This window comes from Nitrospirota bacterium, from assembly GCA_016212185.1.
Taxonomy (GTDB): domain Bacteria; phylum Nitrospirota; class Thermodesulfovibrionia; order UBA6902; family DSMQ01; genus JACRGX01.
The window spans coordinates 1-23,072 of sequence record JACRGX010000038.1 but is presented as its reverse complement, the minus strand read 5'-3'; the positions used below and the strand labels follow the sequence as shown (position 1 = coordinate 23,072).

Below are 23,072 nucleotides of genomic sequence, written 5' to 3'. Positions count from 1 at the left end.
CTCATATTATTTGTACTGTGTTATTTTGTTTTCCCTGTTTTTTCTGACTCGGCAACTCTAAATTGAATTTAATTCAAAGGCAGGTAATTGTCAAGAAAATTGTTTGATTTTTTATTATGTTACATCAAACCATCTGCAGTCTGTTTAACATCTCCATAAAACCGGGGAATGAAGTATTTATGCAGTCTGAATCCTCAACAATAGTTTCTCCCTGAGTCATGAGCCCGGCTATTGCCATTGCCATTGCAACTCTGTGGTCGCCGTAACTCTGAAGGGTTGCAGGCAGAAGCCTCTCCTTGCCGTGAATTATAATGCCGTCTTCAAGTTCTTCCACCCCTGCGCCAATTTTTTTCAGCCCTTCAGCCATTGACTTAATTCTGTCCGACTCTTTTACCCTTAATTCCCGGGCGCCTGTTATTGTTGTAGTCCCGGAGGCCAGCGATGCCGCAGCGCACAGGATGGGGAATTCGTCAATGGCCCTGAGAATTAACCCGCCTCCGATTGCAATGCCTGTAAGAGGGGCGTATCTTACCTGCAAGTCTGCAACCGGCTCACCTGATACTTCATGTTCGTTCTTGATTTCTATCCTGGCGCCCATCAATTTTAAGATTTCAAGGAGCCCTGTCCTGGTTGGATTGACGCCTACGTTTCTGATTAAAATCTCAGAGCCCGGGACCACAGCGCCTGCCGCAATAAAAAATGCGGCAGAGGAAAAATCTCCGGGCACAGTAATATCTATTGGTTTAAGATGCGCCCTGCCTTTGACACTTACTTCAAGGTTTTTAATTTTAATCTCAACGCCTGCAGCGCCAAGCATCCTCTCAGTATGGTCTCTTGAACGGTCAGGCTCAAGGACCGATGTAATACCGTTGCCGTAAAGCCCTGCAAGCAGGACTGCGGATTTGACCTGCGCGCTTGCTACCGGGGATTTATAACTAATAGGCTTCACACTGCCGCCCGCAACGTTAAGAGGCGGACAGCCCTTTGCCTGCGAGGTAATCTTTGCGCCCATCTCTGTCAAGGGGGTGATGATTCTCTGCATGGGTCTTTTGCTTAAAGAGGCATCTCCTGTAAGTGTTACGGAAAACGGCTGACCGGCAAGCACGCCGCACAAAAGTCTCATTGTGGTCCCTGAATTACCGCAGCCTATGACGCCGTTGGGCGCCGTTAAACCCATTAATCCCCTGCCGTGAATTATCAAATCTGCTGTTCCCTGCCGCTTTGCCACTTTGTCACTTTGCCACTTTGCCACTTCTATTTCAATTTCCATCCGGCGGAAGGCCTCAACCGTCCGCAAAGGGTCCTCGGCTGCAAGGAAGTTTTTTATTGAGCTTTTGCCGTCGGCAATGGCTGCAAGGATGACAGCCCTGTGGGAGATGGACTTATCTGGCGGCGCTGCAATTTCACCGCTCAGGGCGCCCTTATTTGTTATTTTAATAACATTCAAGGCGCTGCCTTTTCTAAGAGCCACCGGCCTGTCTGCGCTTTTTGAAATTCTTTCTCAAGGCCGTCTGCGTCGGATTTTTCAATAAGCTCTTTCAGGTGTATGATGGAAGACAGAAACTGATTAAGGGATTTAAGTATGTTTTCTTTGTTGTATAAGCAAATATCGCGCCACAGTTCAGGAGAGCTTAGCGCAATCCTTGTCATATCTCTCAAACTCGGGCCGCTGTGAGGCAGGGTGTTCTGGTTTAAATCAAGAATAGTATTTATGAGGGCGTAGGCAATTACATGAGGCAGATGGCTTGTTGCGGCAAAAATCCAGTCATGCTGCTCCGGGCTCATCAGCGATGTCTTGGAGCCGAGCGCAGTCCAGAGGGCAAGGATCTTTTCCAGAGAACTCTTATCTGTATCCGGCGCAGGAGTAATAATACAGCGCGCGCCTTTAAAGATATCAGGCGCTGCATTATCAATGCCTGAGCTTTCTTTGCCTGCAATAGGATGACTGCCGACAAAACTCACGCCCGGGGGCATGAGGGGCTTAAGTATTTTTATCGCTTCTGCCTTGACGCTCCCGACGTCAGTGACGATTGCGCCTGCCTTTATGTTTTTTCTGATGGTTTTAAAGATATCCTGAAACTGCCCGACCGGGGTTGAAAGCACAATCAAATCCGCATCAGAAACAGTTTCTGAAGCAGATGTGGAATATTCGTCAATCAGTCCTCTTCCCTTGGCCCGGACGAGATTTTCTTTTTTTCTGCCGGTTCCTGCAATTTTGCCGGTGAATCCGTATTTTTTAAGGGCGAGTGCAAACGAGCCGCCGATAAGCCCGACCCCGATGATGGCAACACGTTTGAAATTTATTTCATTCATAGTGTAACTTGGCAATTTCCTGTATCTTGATACAGGGTTGCTCGGTCTGTCATTCTGGCTTGTCCAGAATCATTTTGTTGCCCTCAAAAAGCAGAAAGATTCCCGACAAGCGGGAATGACAACAAAATAACCACTTATCTTTCTGATACCCTGCAACTTGCGACAGTGTTCTTCATTTAGACATTGTATTTATTGCCTAATGGCATATATGCTGTTGTGTGGTTATCATTAAAATACACCATCAATTGCAACTTAGATTTCCCTTCCAACAGCCTTTGCAACCGCCTTTAGCTCTTTCATCAGGGTCCTGAACTTTTCAGGCTTCAGGGATTGTTCTCCGTCGGACAATGCATTTTCAGGATGCGCATGCACCTCAATTATCAGTCCGTCTGCGCCTGCTGCAACAGCCGCCTTTGCCATAGGCGCAACGAGATGCCGCTTGCCGGAGCCGTGGCTCGGGTCCACTACGACAGGCAGATGAGAAAGTTCTTTTAAGACAGGAACGGCGCTTAAATCCAGCGTATTCCTTGTTTCTGTTTCAAAGGTTCTTATCCCTCTTTCGCATAGGATAACCTTATTATTGCCTTTTGACATGATATATTCTGCTGCCATAAGCAGCTCCTTGATGGTTGAGCATAGACCCCTTTTTAAAAGCACAGGCTTATTATAAGAGCCTACTTCAAGCAGCAGCCTGAAGTTCTGCATGTTTCTGGCCCCTATCTGGATGATATCGGCATATTGAAGGATTGCATCCATATCTCTGGGATCCATTATCTCTGTAACAACCGGCATTCCGGTCTGTTTTTTTACCTCTGCGAGGTATCTGAGCCCTTCCTCTCCAAGCCCCTGAAAACTGTAGGGCGAAGTTCTCGGTTTGTATGCCCCGCCTCTTATAAATGCCGCACCGGCTTTTTTTACTGCCTTAGCAGTTTTCAAAAGCGTAGGCAGATTCTCAACTGCGCAGGGCCCGGCAATAACCTGTATTTTTTTGCCTCCAATCACATGCCCGTTGATTTTAATTGCCGTGTCTTCAGATTTAAAACTCCTACTTGCAAGCTTATAAGGCTGAATAATGCGGAGGACCTTTTCAACGCCCGGCATGGATTCAAAAGCACTGCTTTCCTCATCCGTAATCTTTGAAGTGTCGCCGATTACGCCGATGACGGTCCGTTCCGTCCCCCTTGAAATATTGGCAGTGAAGCCTTTATCTTCAAGTTTCTTGACTATCCGCTGAATTTTTTTATCCGTTGCTCCAGGTCCAAGTACTATAATATCCATCGTCTCCCCCATTTATAAATTAAAAGTTGTAAATTAAAAATGAAAAATTAAGGAATTCCGTAATTTTCAATTTTTCAATTTGCATTTTGAATTTTCTTAAGTGTTTCTATGAATTTCTTGTTTTCCTCCGGCAGCCCTATTGTCACCCTGATTTCCCTTTGCCCCATGGGTCTGACAATAATGCCCGTGCGTAAAAGTTTTTCGTATAATTGCCTGGCGCTGTCATCTTTTAAAATAACATATATAAAGTTTGTTTCGGTAGGTACGAAATCAAACTGCAAGGCCCTTAATTCCCTGTAAAGATATTTTTTCCCTTTTTCATTAATTTTTTTTGCCTTTGAGATATGTTTTTCATCTTCAAGGGATGCAAGCGCCGCCTTCTGGGCCATTGAATTGACGTTAAACGGCTGGCGGACTTTGTTCATCTCTGTAATTAATGACGGCTTGGCAATGCCATAGCCGATTCTCAGCCCTGCAAGCCCGTAAATCTTTGAAAAAGTCCTGAGTATCAAGATATCCCGCCCCTGCCTGAAATGCTTCATGCTGTCAGCGTATTCAGGGGATGTGACATATTCATAATAAGCCTCGTCAACCACGACAAGCACGCCTTCGGGCGCCTTATTCATAAAGGCGTCCATCTCGGCTTTTGTATTGATGGTGCCTGTCGGGTTGTTCGGATTTGCAATAAAAATAATTTTTGTTTTTTCTGTTATCTGCGAGGCCATGGCCTCAAGATTGTGACGCCACTCCTTGAGGGGAACAACTACATTTTTCCCGCCTGCCGCCTGGGTTATCATTGAATAGACGACAAAAGACGGATGAGCCATTATCGCCTCATCCCCTGCGTTAAGAAACGTCCGCACCGCAAGCTCAATCAGTTCATTGGAGCCGTTGCCGAGCATGATTTCTTCGGCAGATACGCCAAGTTTTTTTGTGAGGGAGTTTTTAAGGTAATAACAGCTTCCGTCAGGATATCTGTTGATTCCCTTAAGTGCCTGACGCAGCGCCCTGAGCACAGACGGGGAGGGGCCCAGAGGGCTTTCATTGGAGGCAAGCTTTATGGCGCCCTTGATGCCGAGCTCCCGCTCAAGCTCTTCAACCGGCTTGCCTGGGACGTAAGGCTTAATTGTATTTACGTATTCAGGAGAATTTACCATGAAATTAAACTGCTTGAACGGTTTAAACTGTTTGAATCGTTCAAATGTTTCTCAATCCGCCGACGGATAGGAGCCGAGCACCTTCAGATAAAGGCATTCTTTTTTGACTTCATCAATTGCCTTTTTGACCTTTTTGTCTTCTATATGTCCTTCCATATCAACGAAAAAGATATATTCCCAGGCCTTTCTTCTGGAGGGTCTGGATTCAATCTTTTTAAGATTTATTTTGTGTTTTGCAAATGGTTTAAGTATTGCGTAAAGGGCGCCTGCCTTGTCTTTAATTGAGAACATGATTGATGTCTTGTCCTTTCCGGTTTTGGCAGGGAAATTTTTTGCAATTATAAGGAAGCGTGTATAATTGTATTTGCGGTCTTCAATCCCCTTTTCAACGAATTGAAGGTTGTAAATGCTTGCCGCAAGCTCGCTTGCAACGGCCGCGGCGCCCGGATCTTTTGAAACTCGTTCAGCGGCGGCGGCAGTGCTCATTTCCTCTATGACAGGTATGCCCGGGAGGTTTTCCTCAAGCCAGCCCCTGCACTGGGTGGTGGCCTGCGGGAACGAGTAAATTTTTTTAATGTCTGATTTTTTGCCAGTTTTGGATAATAAATTGTGTGATACCTCAAGCATTATCTCAGAGGCAATTTTCAATTCAGAATCTATAAACATGTCTAATGTATAGTTGACGACCCCTGCCGTGGAATTTTCAATCGGCACTACCCCGTAATGGCATTCCTCCCTTTCAACCGCCTCAAAAACCCCTTTAATAGTGCTTTCAGGTTTATACTGGGTCAGCAAGCCGAACTGCCTTTGGGCTGCAAGATGCGTGAAGGTTGCCGAAGGTCCAAGGTATGCTATTTTTAAAGGCTGTCTCAATGAGATTGACACCGAGAAGATTTCCCTGTAGATGGCCTTTAGGACGCTGTTGGGAAAGGGGCCGGGGTTTAACTGCTCAAGCCTTTTCAGTATTTCCATCTCCCGGTCAGGCGAGTGAGGGGTTATCTGCTTGTCTTTTTTAGTCTTTCCTATCTCAAGGGCAATTTCCGTGCGTTTGTTTAATAAATCAACGATGTGAGCATCAATGTTGTTGATTTCTTCCCTGAATTTTTTAATTTCATCCATTAATTTTCTCCCTGCAGGCTATCGGCCGTCTGTCCTGCTTTAAGCATTGCAAAGCTTAATTATAAAGAAATCCGGCAATTTCTACAAATTTATTTATTAAATTTTCAATACCCCATAGTTTTTGCTGTGGGGTATCCTTATACTTCCCTCCCCCTTGAGGGGTGATTAAGACGCTTTTTCCACCCTCCCCATCCCCTCCCGTCCCGAAGCGGGTCTCCGCGAAGGGTCGCTCTGACAAGGGAGGGGAGACTTTAGGATACCCCGCCGTCTCTGCGGCGGGGAGGTTCATTTTTGAGGTTGCTTTTCAGGGACAATCTCAATAATAGTTACTTCAGGTGGGGCAAGAAAACGCACGGGCGGTCCTGCAGTTCCTGCGCCCCTGCTTACATACATGGAAGAGCCCTTGGGCAGTTTTGCATAACCAGAGTCTATAGGGTACATTAGGTTGGGAATAATGTGGATGGGGAATATCTGCCCTTTATGCGTATGTCCTGAGAGCATCAGGTCAAAAACCCCGAGTGCAGCTCCGTCTATTTCAGGTCTGTGGTTCAGTAATATTGTAAAGGTATTGCGGGGAAGCCCTGAGATGATTTTTCTTACGGACTTTTTTGGAACATTTTCCGCCGGTTCAAAATCCTTGACTGCGGAGTCGTCAATGCCTGCGATATTAATCAGATTTTGTATGTTGACACCCTCACCGCGCAAGACAGTAAAGCCGGAGTCCTGCATGAATTTAACGGTATTTTCTATGCCGCCGTAAAATTCATGATTGCCAGTCACTGCAAATTTCCCCAATCTTGAATTAACCGTTTTCAGCCTTCCGGTGAGATAAGTAATATGGCTCACCTCGCCGTCCACAAGGTCGCCGGTTGATACTATTAAATCCGGTTTTGCGTCTATAATTATTTTAAGAACTTTATCTAAGATATTTTCCCTGACTATTATGCCGAGATGCACATCAGATATCTGTGCGATTGTCAATTTGCCGACCCCGGGCGGGAGTTTGGAGGTCTTAACCGTCAGTTTTTCCACCTGTAAATTCTGCGCCTCAAAATAACCGTAGACAGTGAGTGTTATTGTAAAAAAAACAGTGATAAAAAATGACACAGCCTGAGGGAACAGGATTGTTCTAATTGAATTCTTCCGCAGGATAATACTACTTGCTCTGATAACGATATTGAAAAGGTTAAGCAAAATTCCAACCGAGGCAAAAAACACGATGACTGCCACCCACATATAGCCCGGATATGCATAAGTTTTTGTCAGTGCATAAGGACAGTGTGAAGTGCACAAATGTATTAACGTTGGCGAGAAGGTCATAAACATCAGGAATAAACCCAATAAGACGCTTGCCAAAATACCCGGATGGAATATGCGTCTTACTTTAAAAAATACATAAACATTCCCGGCCGCATATATGCAGTAAAAAATTAAAAATATAATCATTTTTTATTCACTCAGCTTTCTTTGCTTTTTACTGCACTCCTCCTGATTAACAGCAATAGAGGCAGGGTGCAAATCATGAGAAGGCTTAAAATATAAAAGGCATCATTGAAGGACAGCATGGAAGCCTGTCTTAATAATTGGCTGTAAATGGCGCTCAAGCCTGCATGCTGCGAGCCGCTTTCTTCAACCCCCCTGAGATGCAGGAATCGGGCAATCTGAGATAAAACTGTCTGATAGTTTACATCAAACGGCGTAAGATGTTCCACAAGATGATTCTGATGGAACTGCGAACGTCTTGCAAGCATTGTAGTGATAAACGCGACACCGAAACTGCCGCCGAGATTCCTTAGAAGGTTATAGATAGCCGTTGCATTGCCCATATCCTCCTTTTTGACGCCTGACATGGTCAGTGTCGTAAGCGGTATAAAAAGAAATCCCATGCCTACGCCCAGAACAATCCTGGTCCATATTATTGTGTTGAAATCCGCCGAGAGGGTGAATTGAGACATCAGATGCGTGGAATATGCGGATACCAGTATGCCAAAGCCCAGCAGTATCTTTGGATTCATTTTTGTTACAAGCCGTCCTGCAATGGGCATGGCGATAAGCGTTGCGATGCCTCCGGGTCCGAGCACCACGCCTGCGAGCGTTGATGTATAGCCCATAAGCGTCTGGAGGAATATCGGGAGTAGAACAATACTGCCGAAGAGATTGAAAAACGCAAAAAACATCACAATATTCCCTGTGCTGAATGTGAGGTTTTTAAAGGCCTTCAGATTCACGACAGGATGCTCTGCAAACAGCTCTGTAATTATAAAAAGCATCAAAGAGACTGCTGAAATTAAGCTAAGCCAGATTATGAAATTTGATGAAAACCAGTCTTCACGCCCTCCTTTGTCAAGGACTACCTGAAGGCATCCGAGCCCGATTGTGAGAAACGCAAGCCCCCAGTAGTCAATCTTCATCTTCATGCGCTTCATGTACGGCGGGTCAATTATGAAAAACATTACAAGCAGGATGGAAATTATCCCTATCGGAATATTTATAAAGAAGATCCAGTGCCAGGACCAATTGTCTGTTATCCAGCCTCCTAACAGAGGTCCGATGATGGGCCCGAACATAATGCCGACGCCGAATATCGCCATAGCCATGCCGTGCTGTTTCCGGGGAAACGTCTCAAATAAAACGGACTGGGATATGGGCTGAAGCGCGCCGCCTCCGATACCCTGAAAAATTCTGAACAGCACAAGGCTCTGCAAATTCCATGCAAAGCCGCAGAGCAGGGAGCTTAAGGTAAACAATGAAATTGAAAAAATCAGATAGCGCTTTCTTCCGAATAATCTGCTCAGCCACCCGGTCATCGGGATTATGATTGCATTTGAAACGAGATAGGATGTTATCGTCCATGTGGATTCATCAATGCCTGCCGACAGGCTCCCGCGGATGTGGTCCAGAGAGACATTGACCACAGACGTGTCAATAATCTCTATCAGAGTCGGAAGCATTACTGTTAATGCAACAAGCCATTTGTTCATAGGGTATGGTCTTAATTTGAGATTAAAAACTTACTCTACCAGTACAACCGGCACTACCGACATCCCGACTCGTAAAATGTGTTCGGGGTCTGAGTTTTTATCAATAAGTATTTTTACCGGTATTCTCTGCACTACTTTGACAAAGTTGCCTGTGGCGTTTTCAGCGGGGAATAAGGAGAAAGCCGCTCCTGTGCCGGCCATGATGCTTTCAACCGTTCCGGTGAATTTTTTGCCTGGGTAGGTATCTACTTTTATTTCAACCTTTTGCCCGGGCTTTATTTTTTCAAGCTGGGTCTCTTTGTAGTTTGCAACCACATGCACATCATCAAGAGGGACTACTGTCATGAGAGGCTGTCCGGCATTTATCTGGTTGCCCGATTCAGCAGATTTTTTTGTGACATAACCGTCGGCAGGCGCATAGATTTTTGTGTATCCGAGATTAAGCTCTGCCGCTTCAAGCAAGGCTTCTTTTTGCTTTATGGCTGACTGCAGGGCAATTTTTTCCGCCTCGGCCTGTTTTACGACTGATTTTTGTGTTTCAACCGACAGTGTTGAATATTTCTGTCCCTCTGCCGCCGCCTGCACCATGGCAAAGGAGGTCTTATAATTGGTTACTGCTTTCTCATATTTTTCATGGGGGATTAAGTTTTCTTTGTAAAGGGCTTCGGCCCTTTTCATATCTGATTCTGCCTGCTGGAGATTTGCCTCCTGTACTGCCAAAAGCCCCTTTATCGCGTTTGCCCGGGAATTTAACTCAGCTATCTGTTTTTGTGATGATTCTATTTTTGCGGCAATCACCTCTGATTTTGCCTTTTCAGCATTAAGCGCGGACATTGCCTCCTTTACCTTCACTTCATAATCAGCAGGGTCTAATTCAAGGAGGAGAGAGCCTTTTTTAACAGGCTGATTGGATTTAACATAAATATTCTTGACCGTGCCCGGTACCTTGGAAGCGATGGTATGTATATCGCCTTCAACAAATGCATCGTCTGTTGAGATGTGGGTATTTTTGTACCGGGTATAAAAATATCCCGTGACAGCGCCGATAATTAAAATGACTGTAAAAACCGTGACTGCTATTTTTTTCTTACTGTGATTTGCAGGTGTTGATGTCGTTTGTTCTTCCATATTATTACCTCATTAAAGTTTTTTATGTTTTTGTCATTCCCGCTTGTCGGGAATCCTTTTTCGGAAAGATTCTGGACAAGCCAGAATGACATTTTTAAACGTATTTTCGGGTCAATGCATTAACTCCTAACCCCTAACTCTTAACTCTTTTCACTCATGCCTCAATGCATCTATCGGGTCCAGGAGCGAAGCCTTGTATGCCGGATAAAATCCGAAGAATATCCCAACCAGTCCTGAGAATCCGAATGCCAGCAGTATTGAAGCAGGGGTCACCATTACAGCCCATTCTGCAAGTGTTGATAAAATTTTGGCCGTTGATATTCCCGCAATTATGCCGATGACGCCTCCTGTGAATGACAGCGTAAGCGCCTCCACAATGAATTGAAGCCTTATATCCCAGGTCCTTGCGCCCACTGCCATTCTTATGCCAATCTCTCTGGTCCTTTCAGTAACCGATACGAGCATTATGTTCATAATCCCGATTCCTCCTACAAGCAGTGATACTGATGCTATTGCGCCGAGCAGTATGGTCATGACCTTTGTGGACTGTTCTGCCGCCTGCATCATCTGCGTGAGGTTCCTGACTGTGAAATCATTTTCCTCTTTCGGCCCGATACGGTGTCTCTGTCTGAGCAGTTCAGTTATCTGTTCTTCTGCAGCCTGAAGGTCTTCCGTGTTTTTTGCTTTGACAATGATTAACCTTATCATGCCTGGTCTTGCAGTGCCAAAGAGTTTTTTCTGGGCGGTTGTAACCGGAACATATATAGTATCATCCTGATCCTGTCCTAAAGGCGACTGCCCTTTGCTTTTCAGTAGGCCGATTACCGTAAACGGAATTTTCTTAATCCTGACAATTTGCCCAATGGGATTAATGCCGCCAAAAAGGTTATCAACAACAGTCTGTCCCATTAAACATACCTTTGTGGCGCTCTTAACGTCCTGCTCTGTAAAAGGCCTGCCTGCGGACAAAACCCAATCCCTCACATTCAGTATATTGGGCGTTGTTCCTGTCACGCCTGTGGACCAGTTTTGATTGCCGTAAACAACCTGTGCAACACCTCCCAATATCGGAGCTATATCCGATACCGCAGGGCAATCCTTTAAAATGGCTTCAGCATCTCCCATTGTAAGGGTGGATTGAGTTCCGGACCCCATTCTGACGCCGCCTGCCGTGGTTGCTCCCGGAACGACCATTATGAGATTGCTTCCCATGCTTGAAATCTGCGCCTCTATCTGCCTGCTTGCGCCTGTGCCGACGGCAAGCATCGCAATCACTGCGCCAACCCCGATAATAACGCCGAGCATTGTAAGGGCCGAGCGCATCTTGTTCACCCTTAACGCCCTGAAGGATATTTTTAATGTGGAAGTTATGTTAAGCATTTTTTATATGATAAAAAGTTTAATTCACAGTGGACTCTGGTTCAATAGTTAAAACATCTGGATTCCTGCTTTCGCAGGAATGACGTCATTCCCGCAAGTGAAACGCGTCGGGAATCTCTTTTAAGAAAGATTCCGGACAAGCCGGAATGACACTAACTTTGCAAATATTGGAGTAAAGTTTGTTATAAATTTTTCCGTTGTTCATCATTCACAACCCCGCCGTCAAGGAATTTAATTACCCGCCTGCTGTATGCGGCTATGTCAGTCTCATGGGTCACGAGAATTATTGTAATGTTTGATTCTGTGTTGAGCTTTACGAAAAGTTTCATTATTTCAGCGCTTGTTTTCGTATCAAGATTGCCTGTGGGTTCGTCTGCAAGAATTATCGGGGCGTCATTCACAAGCGCCCTTGCTATGGCAACCCTTTGCTGCTGCCCGCCGGAAAGCTGATTTGGGTGATATTCCTCTTTTCCCTCAAGGCCTACGCTTGTGAGCGCCGCCTTTGCCCGGTCTCTTTTTTCTGTTGAGGATAAACCGTTATAGAGCATGGGGAGTTCAACGTTTTCAAGCGCCGAGGTCCTTGGAAGCAGGTTGAATCCCTGAAAGACGAAGCCGATTTTCTTATTCCTGAGGCCTGCGCGCTCATCCCTGTTTAAATCGCCGATATTTACATTTTCCAAAAGGTATTGTCCGGCTGTGGGCTTATCAAGACATCCCATAATATTCATAAAGGTTGATTTGCCTGACCCTGACGGCCCCATTATTGAGACGAATTCTCCTTTTTCTATTTTTAAAGACACACCGCACAGCGCAGGGGCTTCAATATTTCCAACCTTGTAAATCTTTGTGATTTCCTTTGCCTCAATGAGCGGCGGCATTTCAGAACATCCTCGGGCCGTGAGAAGCAGGTGCAGCCGGCCCCTTTGTTTTGTTCAGAGATTCTACAATTACCTCCTGCCCTTCTTTTATCTCTCCGGCGACAAGTTCGCTGTAATTGCCGTCGGTGACGCCCGCGGATACTGATATGCGTTTTGGTTTATTGTTTTCAACTACCCAGACGCCTTTGTCTTTTTGATGCGCATTAGTTTTATTTTTATCTAACGGGCTGAATCTTAATGCCGCATTCGGCGCTTTTAAAACATCTTTTTTTACGGACAAGATTATTGAAACATTTGCAGTCATACCCGGCTTTAGTTTAAATTCAGGGTTGTCTACCTTAATAACTACATCATAAGTAACCACATTTTGTATTGTTACCGGCGCATTTCTTACCTGTGACGCCGTGCCTTTGAAAATGACGTCTGGATAGGCGTCAACATTAAATTCAACATCCTGTCCGGCTTTTACCCTGCCGATATCCGCCTCATCCACATTTGTGTCTATCTGCATTTTTGTGAGGTCCTGTGCAATAGTGAAGAGGGTAGGGGTCTGAAAACTCGCCGCAACTGTCTGCCCGACATCCACATTTCTTGAAACAACAATTCCATCAACAGGCGAAAGTATCTTTGTATATCTGAGATTGGTCCCAGCGATTTTTAATGCCGCTTCTGCCTGGGCAGCCTGCGCCTTTGACGCGCTTACCCCTGCCTTTGCCGTCTCATAATTTGTCAAGGATGTATCAAGGTCATTTCTTGAGATCAAGTTCTCTGAAAAGAGTTTGCTGTTTCTTTCCATCACCCTTTTTGCATCAAGAAGCGCAGCGTCGGATTTTTCCATGTTTGCCTTTGCTGAGAGCAGATTTGCCCTGGCCTGCTCCTCCTGCGCCTCAAATACGGCAGGGTCTATCTGCGCTATCAACTGCCCCTTTTTTACGGGCGAGTTGAAATCCGCATAAATATTTTTTACGGTCCCTGACACCTGTGTCCCCACAAGCACTGCGGTCACCGGATTCACCGTGCCCGAAGCAGTCACTGTTTCTACTATATCGCCCCTGATAATTTTTTCAGTCCTAAATTCCGGTTCTTCGCCGTTATCCTTAAACAGGAAGAAAGCGGTGATTCCCAAAGCTGTTAAAATCACAATACCGATTAAAATTTTTTTCATAACATACCCCGCTATATACTATTTTTAATCAAAAAATTCCTCAAAGCTCTGCTTTGGGGTTAAGTTCTGTCCTTTGGTTGTCATTCCCGCAATCCCGAAACTTCGGGAGCGTCGGGAATCCTTCCTAAAAAAAGATTCCGGACAAGCCGGAATGACAATTTTAGATACCCCGTTCCCCGGACTTACCCTTAAACATATTGCGCATCTTTTCCTGAAACTGGTCCATGTAGTAATAAACCACCGGGGTTATGTACAGAGTCAGAAGCTGTGAAACAAGCAGCCCTCCGACTACGGCAAGACCTAAAGAACGGCGTGAATCCGCACCTGCGCCGAATCCAATTGCGATAGGCAGTGTGCCCATCAACGCCGCCATAGTGGTCATCATAATAGGTCTGAAACGTACGATAGCCCCTTCGTAAATTGCATCAATGGGACTCTTATGACCCTTGCGCTGAGCCTCAAGCGCAAAGTCTATCATCATGATAGCGTTCTTTTTTACAATGCCTGCCAGCATGATGATGCCGACAAAGGAATACAGGTTCAGATCCTTGCCGAAGATAAGCAGGGTTATGAGCGCTCCGAAACCTGCCGCCGGCAGTCCTGAAAGAATTGTCAGGGGATGGATGTAACTCTCGTATAGAATGCCTAACACGATATATATCACGACAATTGCAAGGATCAGGAGCATAGTCAGCCCTTTGGTGGAAGCCTGATAGACCTGCGCCGTACCCTGAAAGCCGGTTGTAATGGAAGAAGGAAGGGACTTTGCCTCCTTCTCAATTGCTGTCACTGCGTCGCCGAGCGGAGTGCCCGGTTTAAGGTTAAAGGAAATTGTAACAGAGGTAATCTGCCCAAGGTGGTTTACAGACAGCAGTCCCAACCCCTTGTTCATCACAGTCAGGGAAGAAAGCGGCACAAGCTGTCCGGTGTTTGAGCGCACATATAGCATGCCGAGCGCCGACGGATCCATCTGATACTGCGGTTCAAGCTCCATGACTACTTTATACTGGTTTGCAGGAGAATATATGGTTGAGACCTGACGAGCGCCGTATGCCGAATACAGGGAGTCTTCAATTTGTTTTGCAGTTATGCCGAAGGCAGCTGCCCTGTCGCGGTCAATGTCCAGATCGACCTGCGGGTTTTTAATCTGCAGGTCGCTTGTTACATCCTGCAGCATGGAAAGTTTGCGCAGCTTCATTTCAAAATCTGCCGAATTTTTATACAACTCATCGGTATCAGGGCTTTGCAGGACAAACTGGTACTGTGCTTTTGAGAGAGTTGCTTCCAGACGTATAGGGGGCGGGTTCTGCATAAACATTAAGATACCGGGAACGCCCATGACTTTCGGCCTGAGCCTCTCTATAATCTGGTCGGCATTAAGTTTGCGCTCATGGCGGGGTTTGAGCTTAATGAACATAAAGCCGCCGTTTGATGCCGCCCTTGAGCCTCCTGCGCCTACGGCTGACATAAAGGCTTCAATGTCGGGGTCCTGAAATACAATCTCCACGAGTTTTTGCTGGTGTTTTTTCATTTCTTCAAAGGAGGCCCCCTGCGCTCCCTCGGTGATGGCAAGGATGCCGCCGATGTCGTCCGGCGGCAAAAGTCCCGTAGGCATTGCGGCAAAAAGCCAGACCGTCGCCGCTGTCAGGATAAAGATTACGGCAATAGTTGTACGGCGGAAGTGGAGCACCTGCTTAAGGGTAAGTTCATAGAGGCTGCGCAGGCCGTCAAAAAATCTTTCCATGATGTTGTAAAGCCTGCCGTGCTGTTTTTTGCCCGAAGCCTTGAGAAAGCGGCTGGAAAGCATCGGGGTCAGCGTCAGGGAAACAACGCCGGATATAAGTATTGCAAATGTGATGGTTACGGCGAATTCGTGAAGCATTCGGCCTAACATTCCTGCCATAAAAAAGACCGGGATGAAAACCGCTATCAGCGATGCCGTCATGGAAATAATAGTGAATCCGATTTCCTTTGAGCCTGTGAATGCCGCGTCCATGGGCTTTTCACCGTGCTCCATGTGGCGTACGATGTTTTCAAGCATGACGATGGCGTCGTCCACGACAAAGCCTACTGAAAGGGTGAGCGCCATCAGGGTGATATTGTTGACTGAAAAACCGAGGACATACATCGCCGCAAACGTACCGATTATTGAAAGCGGCAGTGCAAGGCTCGGGATTATCGTTGCCGACAGGTTCCTCAGGAACAGAAAAATTACCAGGATAACAAGGGCTACAGTGAGCAGCAGGGTGAATTTTACGTCTTTAACAGAGTCTCTGATAGACTCCGAGCGGTCAAAAAGGGTGTTTAACTGAACAGCCGCGGGGAGCTGCCTGCGGAAATCAGGAATCTGTTTTTTGATACTGTCAACCACCTCAATGGTATTGGTTCCGGGCTGGCGCTGGATTGCAAGGACAATTGCCCTTGTAGACTTGCCCCCGGTATTGTACCAGGCGGCAATTTTGTCATTCTCCACGCTGTCCGTCACATTTGCGATATCCTGAAGACGCACCGGCGAACCGTTCCGGTAAGCCACGATCATAGGCTTGAAGGCCGCAGCATTATAAAGCTGACCGCTGGCATGGATGGTGAATGCCTGCTGTTTGCCCTGAAGTCCTCCGGTGGGCAGGTTTACATTCCATTGCGACAGCGCCGAGGCAACTTCGTCTATGCCGATCTTGCGGTTTGCCAGCGCCTGCGGATTGAGCTGCACCCTCACCGCATATTTCTGTGAACCATAAACCAGGACCTGCGCTACTCCTTTAATCATAGAGATGCGCGGCGAAATAATAGTGTCGGCATACTCTGTTATCTGAGACAGGGGCAGTGTTGGAGAACTCAGCGCGAGATAAAGAACAGGCTGGTCGGCGGGATTGACCTTCTGGTACGAAGGAGGACTCGGCATGTCCTGAGGCAATTGGCGGGCTGCTTTGGAGATAGCGGCCTGAACATCCTGTGCAGCGGCGTCAATGTCACGTTCAAGGGCAAACTTCAGAGTTATAATTGACACCCCCTGCCCGTTGGTAGAGGTCATGGAATCAACGCCTGCAATAGTTGAAAACTGGCGCTCAAGCGGAGTTGCCACGGCGCTTGCCATTGTCTCAGGGCTGGCGCCGGGCAGATTGGCTGTTACCTGAATCGTCGGGAAATCAATATTCGGCAGGTCATTGACCGGCAGAATTCTATAAGCAAAGACGCCGAAAATCATGATGGCGAGCATGACCAGACTGGTCATAATCGGGCGTTTTATAAATAGTTCGGAAATGTTCATTATTTATTTTTAATCTCCACCTTTGCGCCCGGCATAAGACGCATCTGCCCGTCAGTTACTACCTGCTCTCCCATCGCAAGTCCCTTTTCAATGACCGTCATATCCTCATGTGTGATGCCGGTATTAACCGGACGAAGCTCTGCTGAATCTCCCTTTACCACAAAGACAAACTGCCCCTGCTGTCCGGTCTGCACAGCTTGTGAAGGCGCTACAATAGCATCACGCCGGGTATCAAGCGTCAGGACTGCATTTACAAATTGTCCGGGCCAAAGGCGTTTTTCCTTGTTGGGAAAGATGGCCTTCAGTTTGATTGTTCCTGTTGCGGCATCCACTGTATTGTCTATAAAATTAAGCGTCCCTACTGCAGGATTTTTGTCTTCATTAGATATGAAGGCCTCAACCTTTAACTTTCCGGAGGCCATACGTTTTCTTATATCAGGAAGGTTCTGTTCAGGAACAGAGAAGCCTGTAAAAACAGGCTGAATCTGGTTAATGACCACCATCGGCTTGTCGTCATTTGCTTTGATAATACTGCCCGGGTCCGCCAAAAGACTGCCTGTGCGGCCTGTAACAGGGGAATATATGGAGCAGTAGCCCAACTGCAGTTTTGCATTATCAACGGCCGCCCTGTCTGCAGCAGCAGCAGCCTTAAGCGCCTCTGCATTTGCCCTCACACGCTCATAATCCTCCCTGCTGACAAGCTGTTCCTTAAACAGTCCGGCATAACGGATAAAATCATCCGCAGCTTTTTGGGCCAGCGCCGAATCTTTTGCCAGGTTGGCATTCACGGCCGCAAGCGCAGTTTCATAGGGTCTGGGGTCTATGGTAAAAAGTAAATCCCCTTTTTTCACATCCTGTCCTTCTTTGAAATTTACGCTCAATAGTTCTCCGCTTACACGCGCCTTTATTGAAACAGTGGAGTAAGCCTCTACAGTTCCGATTGCGCGGAGCTGAACAGGCACTGTTTTTTGGATTACAGGGGCAATGGTAACCGGTGCGGCGGGCTTCATCATTGCCTGTTTTGCTGCATCTTTTGAACATGACGGCAGAAACAGCAGACAGTAAACAGTGAACAGTAAACAGTGAACGGTGAACGGTGAACAGTAATCAGTGAAAAAGGTTTTTTTCCGCATTCTATTGCTCCTATAGTTACTTCATTTTAAGTTTATTATTTCGTCTTTCTACTTCTCACTTCTTACCCCTCATCCCTTACTTTCCACCACTCACTGTTGTTAACAGCGTGCCGGTTGCGCGTCTTAATTTTAAAATTGCAAACTGATAATCATACCTGGCATTGGCAAGATCTCTTTCTGCGGTAACAAGCAGGGTGTTGGCATCCATAACGTCTATGCTGTTTGCAATTCCATGCTCAAACTGCTTGGATACCGCATTGTAATTATCCGAGGCATATTCAACCTGCGCCTCAAGCCTTGTCAGTATTCCCGACTCTGTAATCAGGGTCAGATAGGCGCTTTCAACCTCAAAGCCGATTGATTTTTTTGCATCGGCATAACGGTATTCGCTTTGTTTTAGCTTTGCCTTTGCCTCCATAACTTCAGCCCTGCGCAGTCCTCCTTCAAAGAAGGGGAAATCCAGCTTAAGCACGGCGTATTTATTTTCATTAATTGCAGAGGCTGAACCCGGAGAGTCTTCCTTGCGTGAATATACACCTTCAAGCGAAAGGGTGGGCATAAAAGAACCCTTTGCGTAGCTGACCCGGCTTTCTGAAATTTTTTTGTCAAGACTCAGCGCTTTTAATTCGGACCTTTCAGACAGCGCCTTTTCCTTAAAACAGTCCATTGCCTGAAGAGTGCAGCCGTCAGTCAGAGATTTCCAATCGGATGAACTCGGATTTTCCCTGACATCAAAGTCTCCGCTGAGGCCTGCTTTTTTTGCCAGTTCAGCCTTTGCAAGTTTTAGATTGTTTTCTGCCTTTATGGCATCTGACTGGGCGCCTGAAAGCTCTGCCTCTGCCCTGAGAAGCACTGTCTTTGTGACCTCGCCGACCTGAAGCCTTGTCTTTGCTGCGTCCCGGTGTTTTGTAAGTCTTTCAACATTTGAGTTTACGATGTCAAGCGCCTTTTTTGATTTCAGGACCTCATAATATGCGGAGGCTATGCTTAGTAAATACTCCTCCTTGACTGAGGCAAAACCATTCCTGCTTTTCAGTATCTCATTTTTTGACATCTTGTAGGACGTGATTTCCCTGCCTCCTGTTGATAATGACTGGTCCAGTTTAAGCCCCCATGAATTGCTGTAATCCGGCTGCAGTATGGCTGCGCCTGAGCGTTTATCTTCACTGTATCTCGTATGGCTTCCAAAGGCCGAAAGAGTCGGCAGCAGGCCTGCCGCGGACATGTCTTTTTTCTGCTCTGATATAAAGAGATCTTCTCTGGCTATCTGTATGGTTTCACTGCGCTCAAGGGCCATTCCGTAAAGCTCTTCAAGGGAGTACTCCGCAGCAGACAAGATGCAGGGCATTGAAGCGGATAAAATCAGCAATGTAAAAAATAATTTTTTCATTTCGGGTCCTTTCCTATTCCGTTAATAATAAGGTTAAAGAGAGATTTGCTCATTGTTTTTGTATCGCCGATGTTAAAAATAAGCTTTAACAATACGGCGCCCCTGATGCTTGCAAAAATCATGGTGGCGCAGTCTTTGTTGTTTGAGGGCATGAATATCCCGGACCTGATTCCTTCATTAAGGATTTTTCTAATTATTTCATGCTGTACCCTGAAAAAGTTTTTTCTCAAGGGATGCATAAAAGGGAGGTTATGCTCCCTGAAAAATAAAGAGAGCAGGCGCCTTTTTTGAAACGCATAATCAAGATTCAGTTCAATGTAGGTCTGCAGGGCTTTAAGAGGGTCTTTTTGAGGCAGGTTTCTGGTGCGTTCAATGAAATCCTGCGTTTGGTCCTTAATGAGTTCAAGGCAAAGCTCTTCCTTGCTTTTGTACCTGAGATAAAGGGCTCCCACGCTTAGGCCCGCTTTGCGTGCAATCTCCGCCATTTTTGTTTTGGAATAGCCTTTTGATGAAAAAAGGCATAGGGCGGTTTTCAAAACCTTTGACTTAGGAGTCTTTTTTGCTGAACGGTGGTTCATATGAATGATGATTCATTTTAAAACTGGCGGGAAGGTTTGTCAAGCGGAATTAATCTCTTATGAATTTTAGTGATGATGTTTTAAGCCCCGCAGCTGAAAGAGCTTTATTGCCTTTTCCTTGCCTTTGACAGTTGTAGATATAGGTTCTTTTAATTCAATATGCCCTATGAGGTCGCTTTTTATGGCTGATTCAATTCCAACGACTGTGTCTTCAGTAATGAGGATTCTTGTGTCGTATTGTCTTGTCAGTTTCTCTACCCTTGCCGTGAGATTGACATGGTCGCCGATGATTGTGTAGTCCATTTTTTTCCCGGGCGCGCCGATATTGCCTATCAGCACTTCTCCGGTGTTAATCCCTATGCCGCAGTCAAGGACATCCTGTTTTTTACGCCTCCATTCCTCCTGTATCTCATTTAATCGGTCCGACATATTGAGGGCGCACCTTACGGCAAGCTCTGCATGGTCCGGCTGTTCCAGGGGCGCGCCCCAGAATGCCATTATCTCGTCCCCGACAAGTTTATCCAGAGTGCCGTTCCATTTGAATATAATATCCACCATCTCTTTAAAATATTCATTAAGTCTGGAGACGACCTCTTCGGGAGGCAGTTTTTCAGAGAGGCTTGTGAATCCTATGAGGTCAGAAAACATTACTGTCACGGTCCTTCTTTCACCTCCGAGCTTCGCTTTTTCAGGATGATTGATAAGCTCTGCAACAATTTGTGGAGAGACATAGCTTGAAAACATCTTTCTTATCTCACGCGCCTTTTTCTCTTCCTGGAAAAAGCTTATTACTGTCTGTGTTATGACAATGACAAACATATTTGAAACGGGATAGATCAGGTTTATCCAGAGGTTTTGATATGCCAGCAGATAGACGCTGAGTATGATGTAGAGGATTATAGATGCTGACGCAAGGATAGTGCCCGGGATTGCCTTCAGATTCGGAATAAAGAATCCCAGCAAGATGCCCGTTATGATGATAATTGTCAGTTCTACGACGCCGGGGCTCTTTCTGAGATAATTGTCCAGAAGAATGCTTTTTACGATACTTGCATTTTTTTCAACGCCGGGCATGTTGGCTGAAAGCGGAGTAACCTTTTGATCATATGTTGCAAGCGCTGATGTGCCGAGGAGGACAATTTTGTTTTGAAAGTACTTAGGATGGATATTGCCTTTGATGATATCTGACGCCGGTATGTACCGGAAAGTCTCTTCTTTGCCCCGGTAATTTATAAGGATGCGGCCGCTTAAGTCGGTGGGGATAAAACGGCTGCCGAGTTTTATCCCTGAGCCGCCGTATAGGATCATGTCGTTCATGCCGAAGCCAAGCGCAATTCTTGCAGTCTGAAGCGGGAAACTCGGATAACAGTCGTCTCCGAAATTTACATACATGAATTCCCACCTCAGCACTGCATCCATGTCAGGATGAGTATAGACATGCCCGAGGGATGCCGCTTTTGAGAATTCTTCAATCGGGGGGTTGACGCTCTCAGGCTTAACCGCCCATTTTTTCCACTGGATTCCCTCCTGACTTTTGACCTCCATAAATGCAGAGTCCCAGAGGGAATCCGGCACTTCCTTTGGCGTTTCAGAGACCATTTTGTCTTCGGTTGTGATGAATGCCGTAGCCAGAACTACATTCCCTGCCTTTTTGAAAACATCTGCAAGTTTATTGTCTGTTTTTTTACTCTCCCTCTCGCTGAACATGATGTCAATGCCTATGACTTTGGGCGTGCCTTCAGAGATTTTATTGACAAGATCAGCCATAACGTCTCGGCTCCAGGGCCATCTGCCGATTTCCTTAATGCTTTTTTCGTCAACAGTGACGATAATAACATCTTCAGGCGGCAGCTCATTTTTGATGAAATTCCGGATACGCAGCCGCAGGTCATAGGTTTTGCTCTCAATTTGTTCGCGGATTATCACGGAGTCAAAGAGATGCAGGGAGGCGAATAAAGCTGTTGAGACTAATGCGATGAGGTAAAACAGGCGCCTGCTTTTCATTGATGCAATTATACAGGTTTAAGAGGTAAAAGTTAAAGCTTAAAAGTGAAAAGTTAAAAGTTTAGAGTTAAAAGTTAAGAGTTAAGGGGCTGCAAATTTTTACTGAGCGGCAATAGCGCGGGGTGTACTGCCTACGGATATTTCAACCGGAGACCCGCCGGTAGTAACTACCGTATCAGTTGACGGATTAAACACATATACAACGTCTCTGTCTTCATCTGTGGCAAAGCCGTAACTGCTGTCGCTCAGAATAGCCACTCCGTAAATAGAGTATGCGCCCGTGAAAGTAATTGTGGAATATGAGTTATTTGAGACATTGATGACTTCAATGGTATTGCCCTGTGTTGCAACATAGACTTTTGTCCCGTCAGGCATAACAGCAAGGTTTCTCCCTCTTACGGCAATTGTTGCCGTAATTGTGTCATCCGACGTGCGTATTTTTTTAATGCCGGCAGACGAGCTGTCGGTAGAGACATATACGAAATTGCCGTTGGGCGTGGCTACTGCATATCTGGGACTTCCGCCGGTAGAGATGGTAGTGCTTACAGTCCGTGAAGCCACATTCACTACGCATACAGTGCCGTCTCCCCTGTTGGCTACATAAGCCTTGCCATTGGCAATTGCAATGCCTTCGGGTGAGGAAAAACAGATGTCGTCAATAGTATCTGTAACAGATTGAGTGGATGTATCTATAATACTGACGCTTCCCGTTGAACTTCCGCCGCCCTGCTTATTGACAACCCATGCCTCTGAATCGTCGGCAGTGAATGCGACTGCATAAGGTTCATTAAAACCATCATCTGAAATTTCCAGACTGAAGTCAGGCACGTCAGGGTGGCTTTTAATTACATTATCAGAGTGTCTGAATGGAATATACGCCAGTGTGCCAGCGTGACTTATTGCAAGGTTGCGCGGTTCATAACAGCTTATATCCCCGAGGGATGAACAGTTTAGCGTTGTTTGAACCGTTAATGTATTTGGATCAATAACTGAGACATTGTCTGAATCAGCATTTGACACTAATACATACAATTGAGCTGTTGTTACTGCTGACAAGGCAATTCCAAGCGTAACCGCCGAGCCGTTCAGATTAGTGGTGGTTTCTCCATTGTAAATAACACTGCCTGATGAATTAAGCGCCTCCACCAGAAAACGCCTATTTGAGCCGTTAGGCACGTTAAATGACTCTGATACTGTGCCTCCTGAATAGGAGACAGTCCTTGTGATTGTTGACATGTCAGAGGCTGATATAGTAAACCTGATGCTGGCAACATCGGCTGTTGAAGTGGTATGAAGCCCT

At 46.1% G+C, this 23,072-nt stretch carries 17 protein-coding genes; all 17 read right to left on the bottom strand.

Annotated elements, in window-relative coordinates; translation table 11 throughout:
• Window positions 1-124: 124 nt before the first annotated feature.
• Window positions 125-1,447: a 3-phosphoshikimate 1-carboxyvinyltransferase gene (gene aroA / locus HZA10_04280; protein ID MBI5195523.1), complete on the bottom strand. Its 1,323-nt coding sequence runs from the start codon at window positions 1,445-1,447 to the stop codon at window positions 125-127.
• A complete protein-coding gene (locus HZA10_04275) occupies window positions 1,444-2,313 on the bottom strand; it encodes a prephenate dehydrogenase/arogenate dehydrogenase family protein (protein MBI5195522.1) in 870 nt (289 codons plus the stop codon). Before HZA10_04275 ends, aroA begins: the two co-directional genes overlap by 4 nt.
• 252 nt (window positions 2,314-2,565) lie before the next feature.
• Window positions 2,566-3,591, bottom strand: a complete 1,026-nt coding sequence (aroF, locus tag HZA10_04270; protein ID MBI5195521.1) for a 3-deoxy-7-phosphoheptulonate synthase — start codon at window positions 3,589-3,591, stop codon at window positions 2,566-2,568.
• A 74-nt stretch (window positions 3,592-3,665) separates the two neighbouring features.
• Window positions 3,666-4,748 carry a histidinol-phosphate transaminase gene (locus HZA10_04265; protein ID MBI5195520.1) on the bottom strand — a complete coding sequence of 361 codons (1,083 nt, stop codon included), beginning with the start codon at window positions 4,746-4,748 and terminating at the stop codon, window positions 3,666-3,668.
• Window positions 4,749-4,799: 51 nt separating this feature from the next.
• Window positions 4,800-5,867 (bottom strand): prephenate dehydratase, encoded by a 1,068-nt coding sequence (pheA, locus tag HZA10_04260; GenBank protein MBI5195519.1) that lies wholly within the window; start codon window positions 5,865-5,867, stop codon window positions 4,800-4,802.
• 285 nt (window positions 5,868-6,152) lie between these two features.
• The gene (locus tag HZA10_04255; GenBank protein ID MBI5195518.1) at window positions 6,153-7,103 is read right to left on the bottom strand and encodes a metallophosphoesterase; all 951 of its coding nucleotides are present in this window, start codon (window positions 7,101-7,103) and stop codon (window positions 6,153-6,155) included.
• A gap of 221 nt (window positions 7,104-7,324) precedes the next feature.
• Window positions 7,325-8,848 carry a DHA2 family efflux MFS transporter permease subunit gene (locus HZA10_04250; protein MBI5195517.1) on the bottom strand — a complete coding sequence of 508 codons (1,524 nt, stop codon included), beginning with the start codon at window positions 8,846-8,848 and terminating at the stop codon, window positions 7,325-7,327.
• 30 nt (window positions 8,849-8,878) lie between these two features.
• Window positions 8,879-9,976, bottom strand: coding sequence for an HlyD family secretion protein (locus tag HZA10_04245; GenBank protein ID MBI5195516.1), 1,098 nt, complete (start codon window positions 9,974-9,976; stop codon window positions 8,879-8,881).
• 150 nt (window positions 9,977-10,126) lie between these two features.
• On the bottom strand, window positions 10,127-11,356 hold the full coding sequence (locus tag HZA10_04240) for an ABC transporter permease (GenBank protein ID MBI5195515.1): 1,230 nt from the start codon (window positions 11,354-11,356) through the stop codon (window positions 10,127-10,129).
• A gap of 182 nt (window positions 11,357-11,538) precedes the next feature.
• Window positions 11,539-12,234: an ABC transporter ATP-binding protein gene (locus HZA10_04235; protein ID MBI5195514.1), complete on the bottom strand. Its 696-nt coding sequence runs from the start codon at window positions 12,232-12,234 to the stop codon at window positions 11,539-11,541.
• A gap of 1 nt (window position 12,235) precedes the next feature.
• Complete coding sequence (locus HZA10_04230) at window positions 12,236-13,399, bottom strand: efflux RND transporter periplasmic adaptor subunit (GenBank protein MBI5195513.1); 1,164 nt, start codon at window positions 13,397-13,399, stop codon at window positions 12,236-12,238.
• A 160-nt stretch (window positions 13,400-13,559) separates the two neighbouring features.
• The gene (locus tag HZA10_04225) at window positions 13,560-16,667 is read right to left on the bottom strand and encodes an efflux RND transporter permease subunit (GenBank protein ID MBI5195512.1); all 3,108 of its coding nucleotides are present in this window, start codon (window positions 16,665-16,667) and stop codon (window positions 13,560-13,562) included.
• Complete coding sequence (locus HZA10_04220) at window positions 16,667-17,800, bottom strand: efflux RND transporter periplasmic adaptor subunit (GenBank protein MBI5195511.1); 1,134 nt, start codon at window positions 17,798-17,800, stop codon at window positions 16,667-16,669. The genes HZA10_04225 and HZA10_04220 overlap by 1 nt, the downstream gene beginning before the upstream one ends.
• 76 nt (window positions 17,801-17,876) lie before the next feature.
• Window positions 17,877-19,190 carry a TolC family protein gene (locus tag HZA10_04215; GenBank protein ID MBI5195510.1) on the bottom strand — a complete coding sequence of 438 codons (1,314 nt, stop codon included), beginning with the start codon at window positions 19,188-19,190 and terminating at the stop codon, window positions 17,877-17,879.
• On the bottom strand, window positions 19,187-19,768 hold the full coding sequence (locus HZA10_04210; protein MBI5195509.1) for a TetR/AcrR family transcriptional regulator: 582 nt from the start codon (window positions 19,766-19,768) through the stop codon (window positions 19,187-19,189). The genes HZA10_04215 and HZA10_04210 overlap by 4 nt, the downstream gene beginning before the upstream one ends.
• A gap of 66 nt (window positions 19,769-19,834) precedes the next feature.
• Window positions 19,835-21,772 (bottom strand): adenylate/guanylate cyclase domain-containing protein, encoded by a 1,938-nt coding sequence (locus tag HZA10_04205; protein ID MBI5195508.1) that lies wholly within the window; start codon window positions 21,770-21,772, stop codon window positions 19,835-19,837.
• A gap of 99 nt (window positions 21,773-21,871) precedes the next feature.
• On the bottom strand, window positions 21,872-23,072 hold a 1,201-nt coding region (locus HZA10_04200), incomplete at its 5' end, for a YncE family protein (protein ID MBI5195507.1).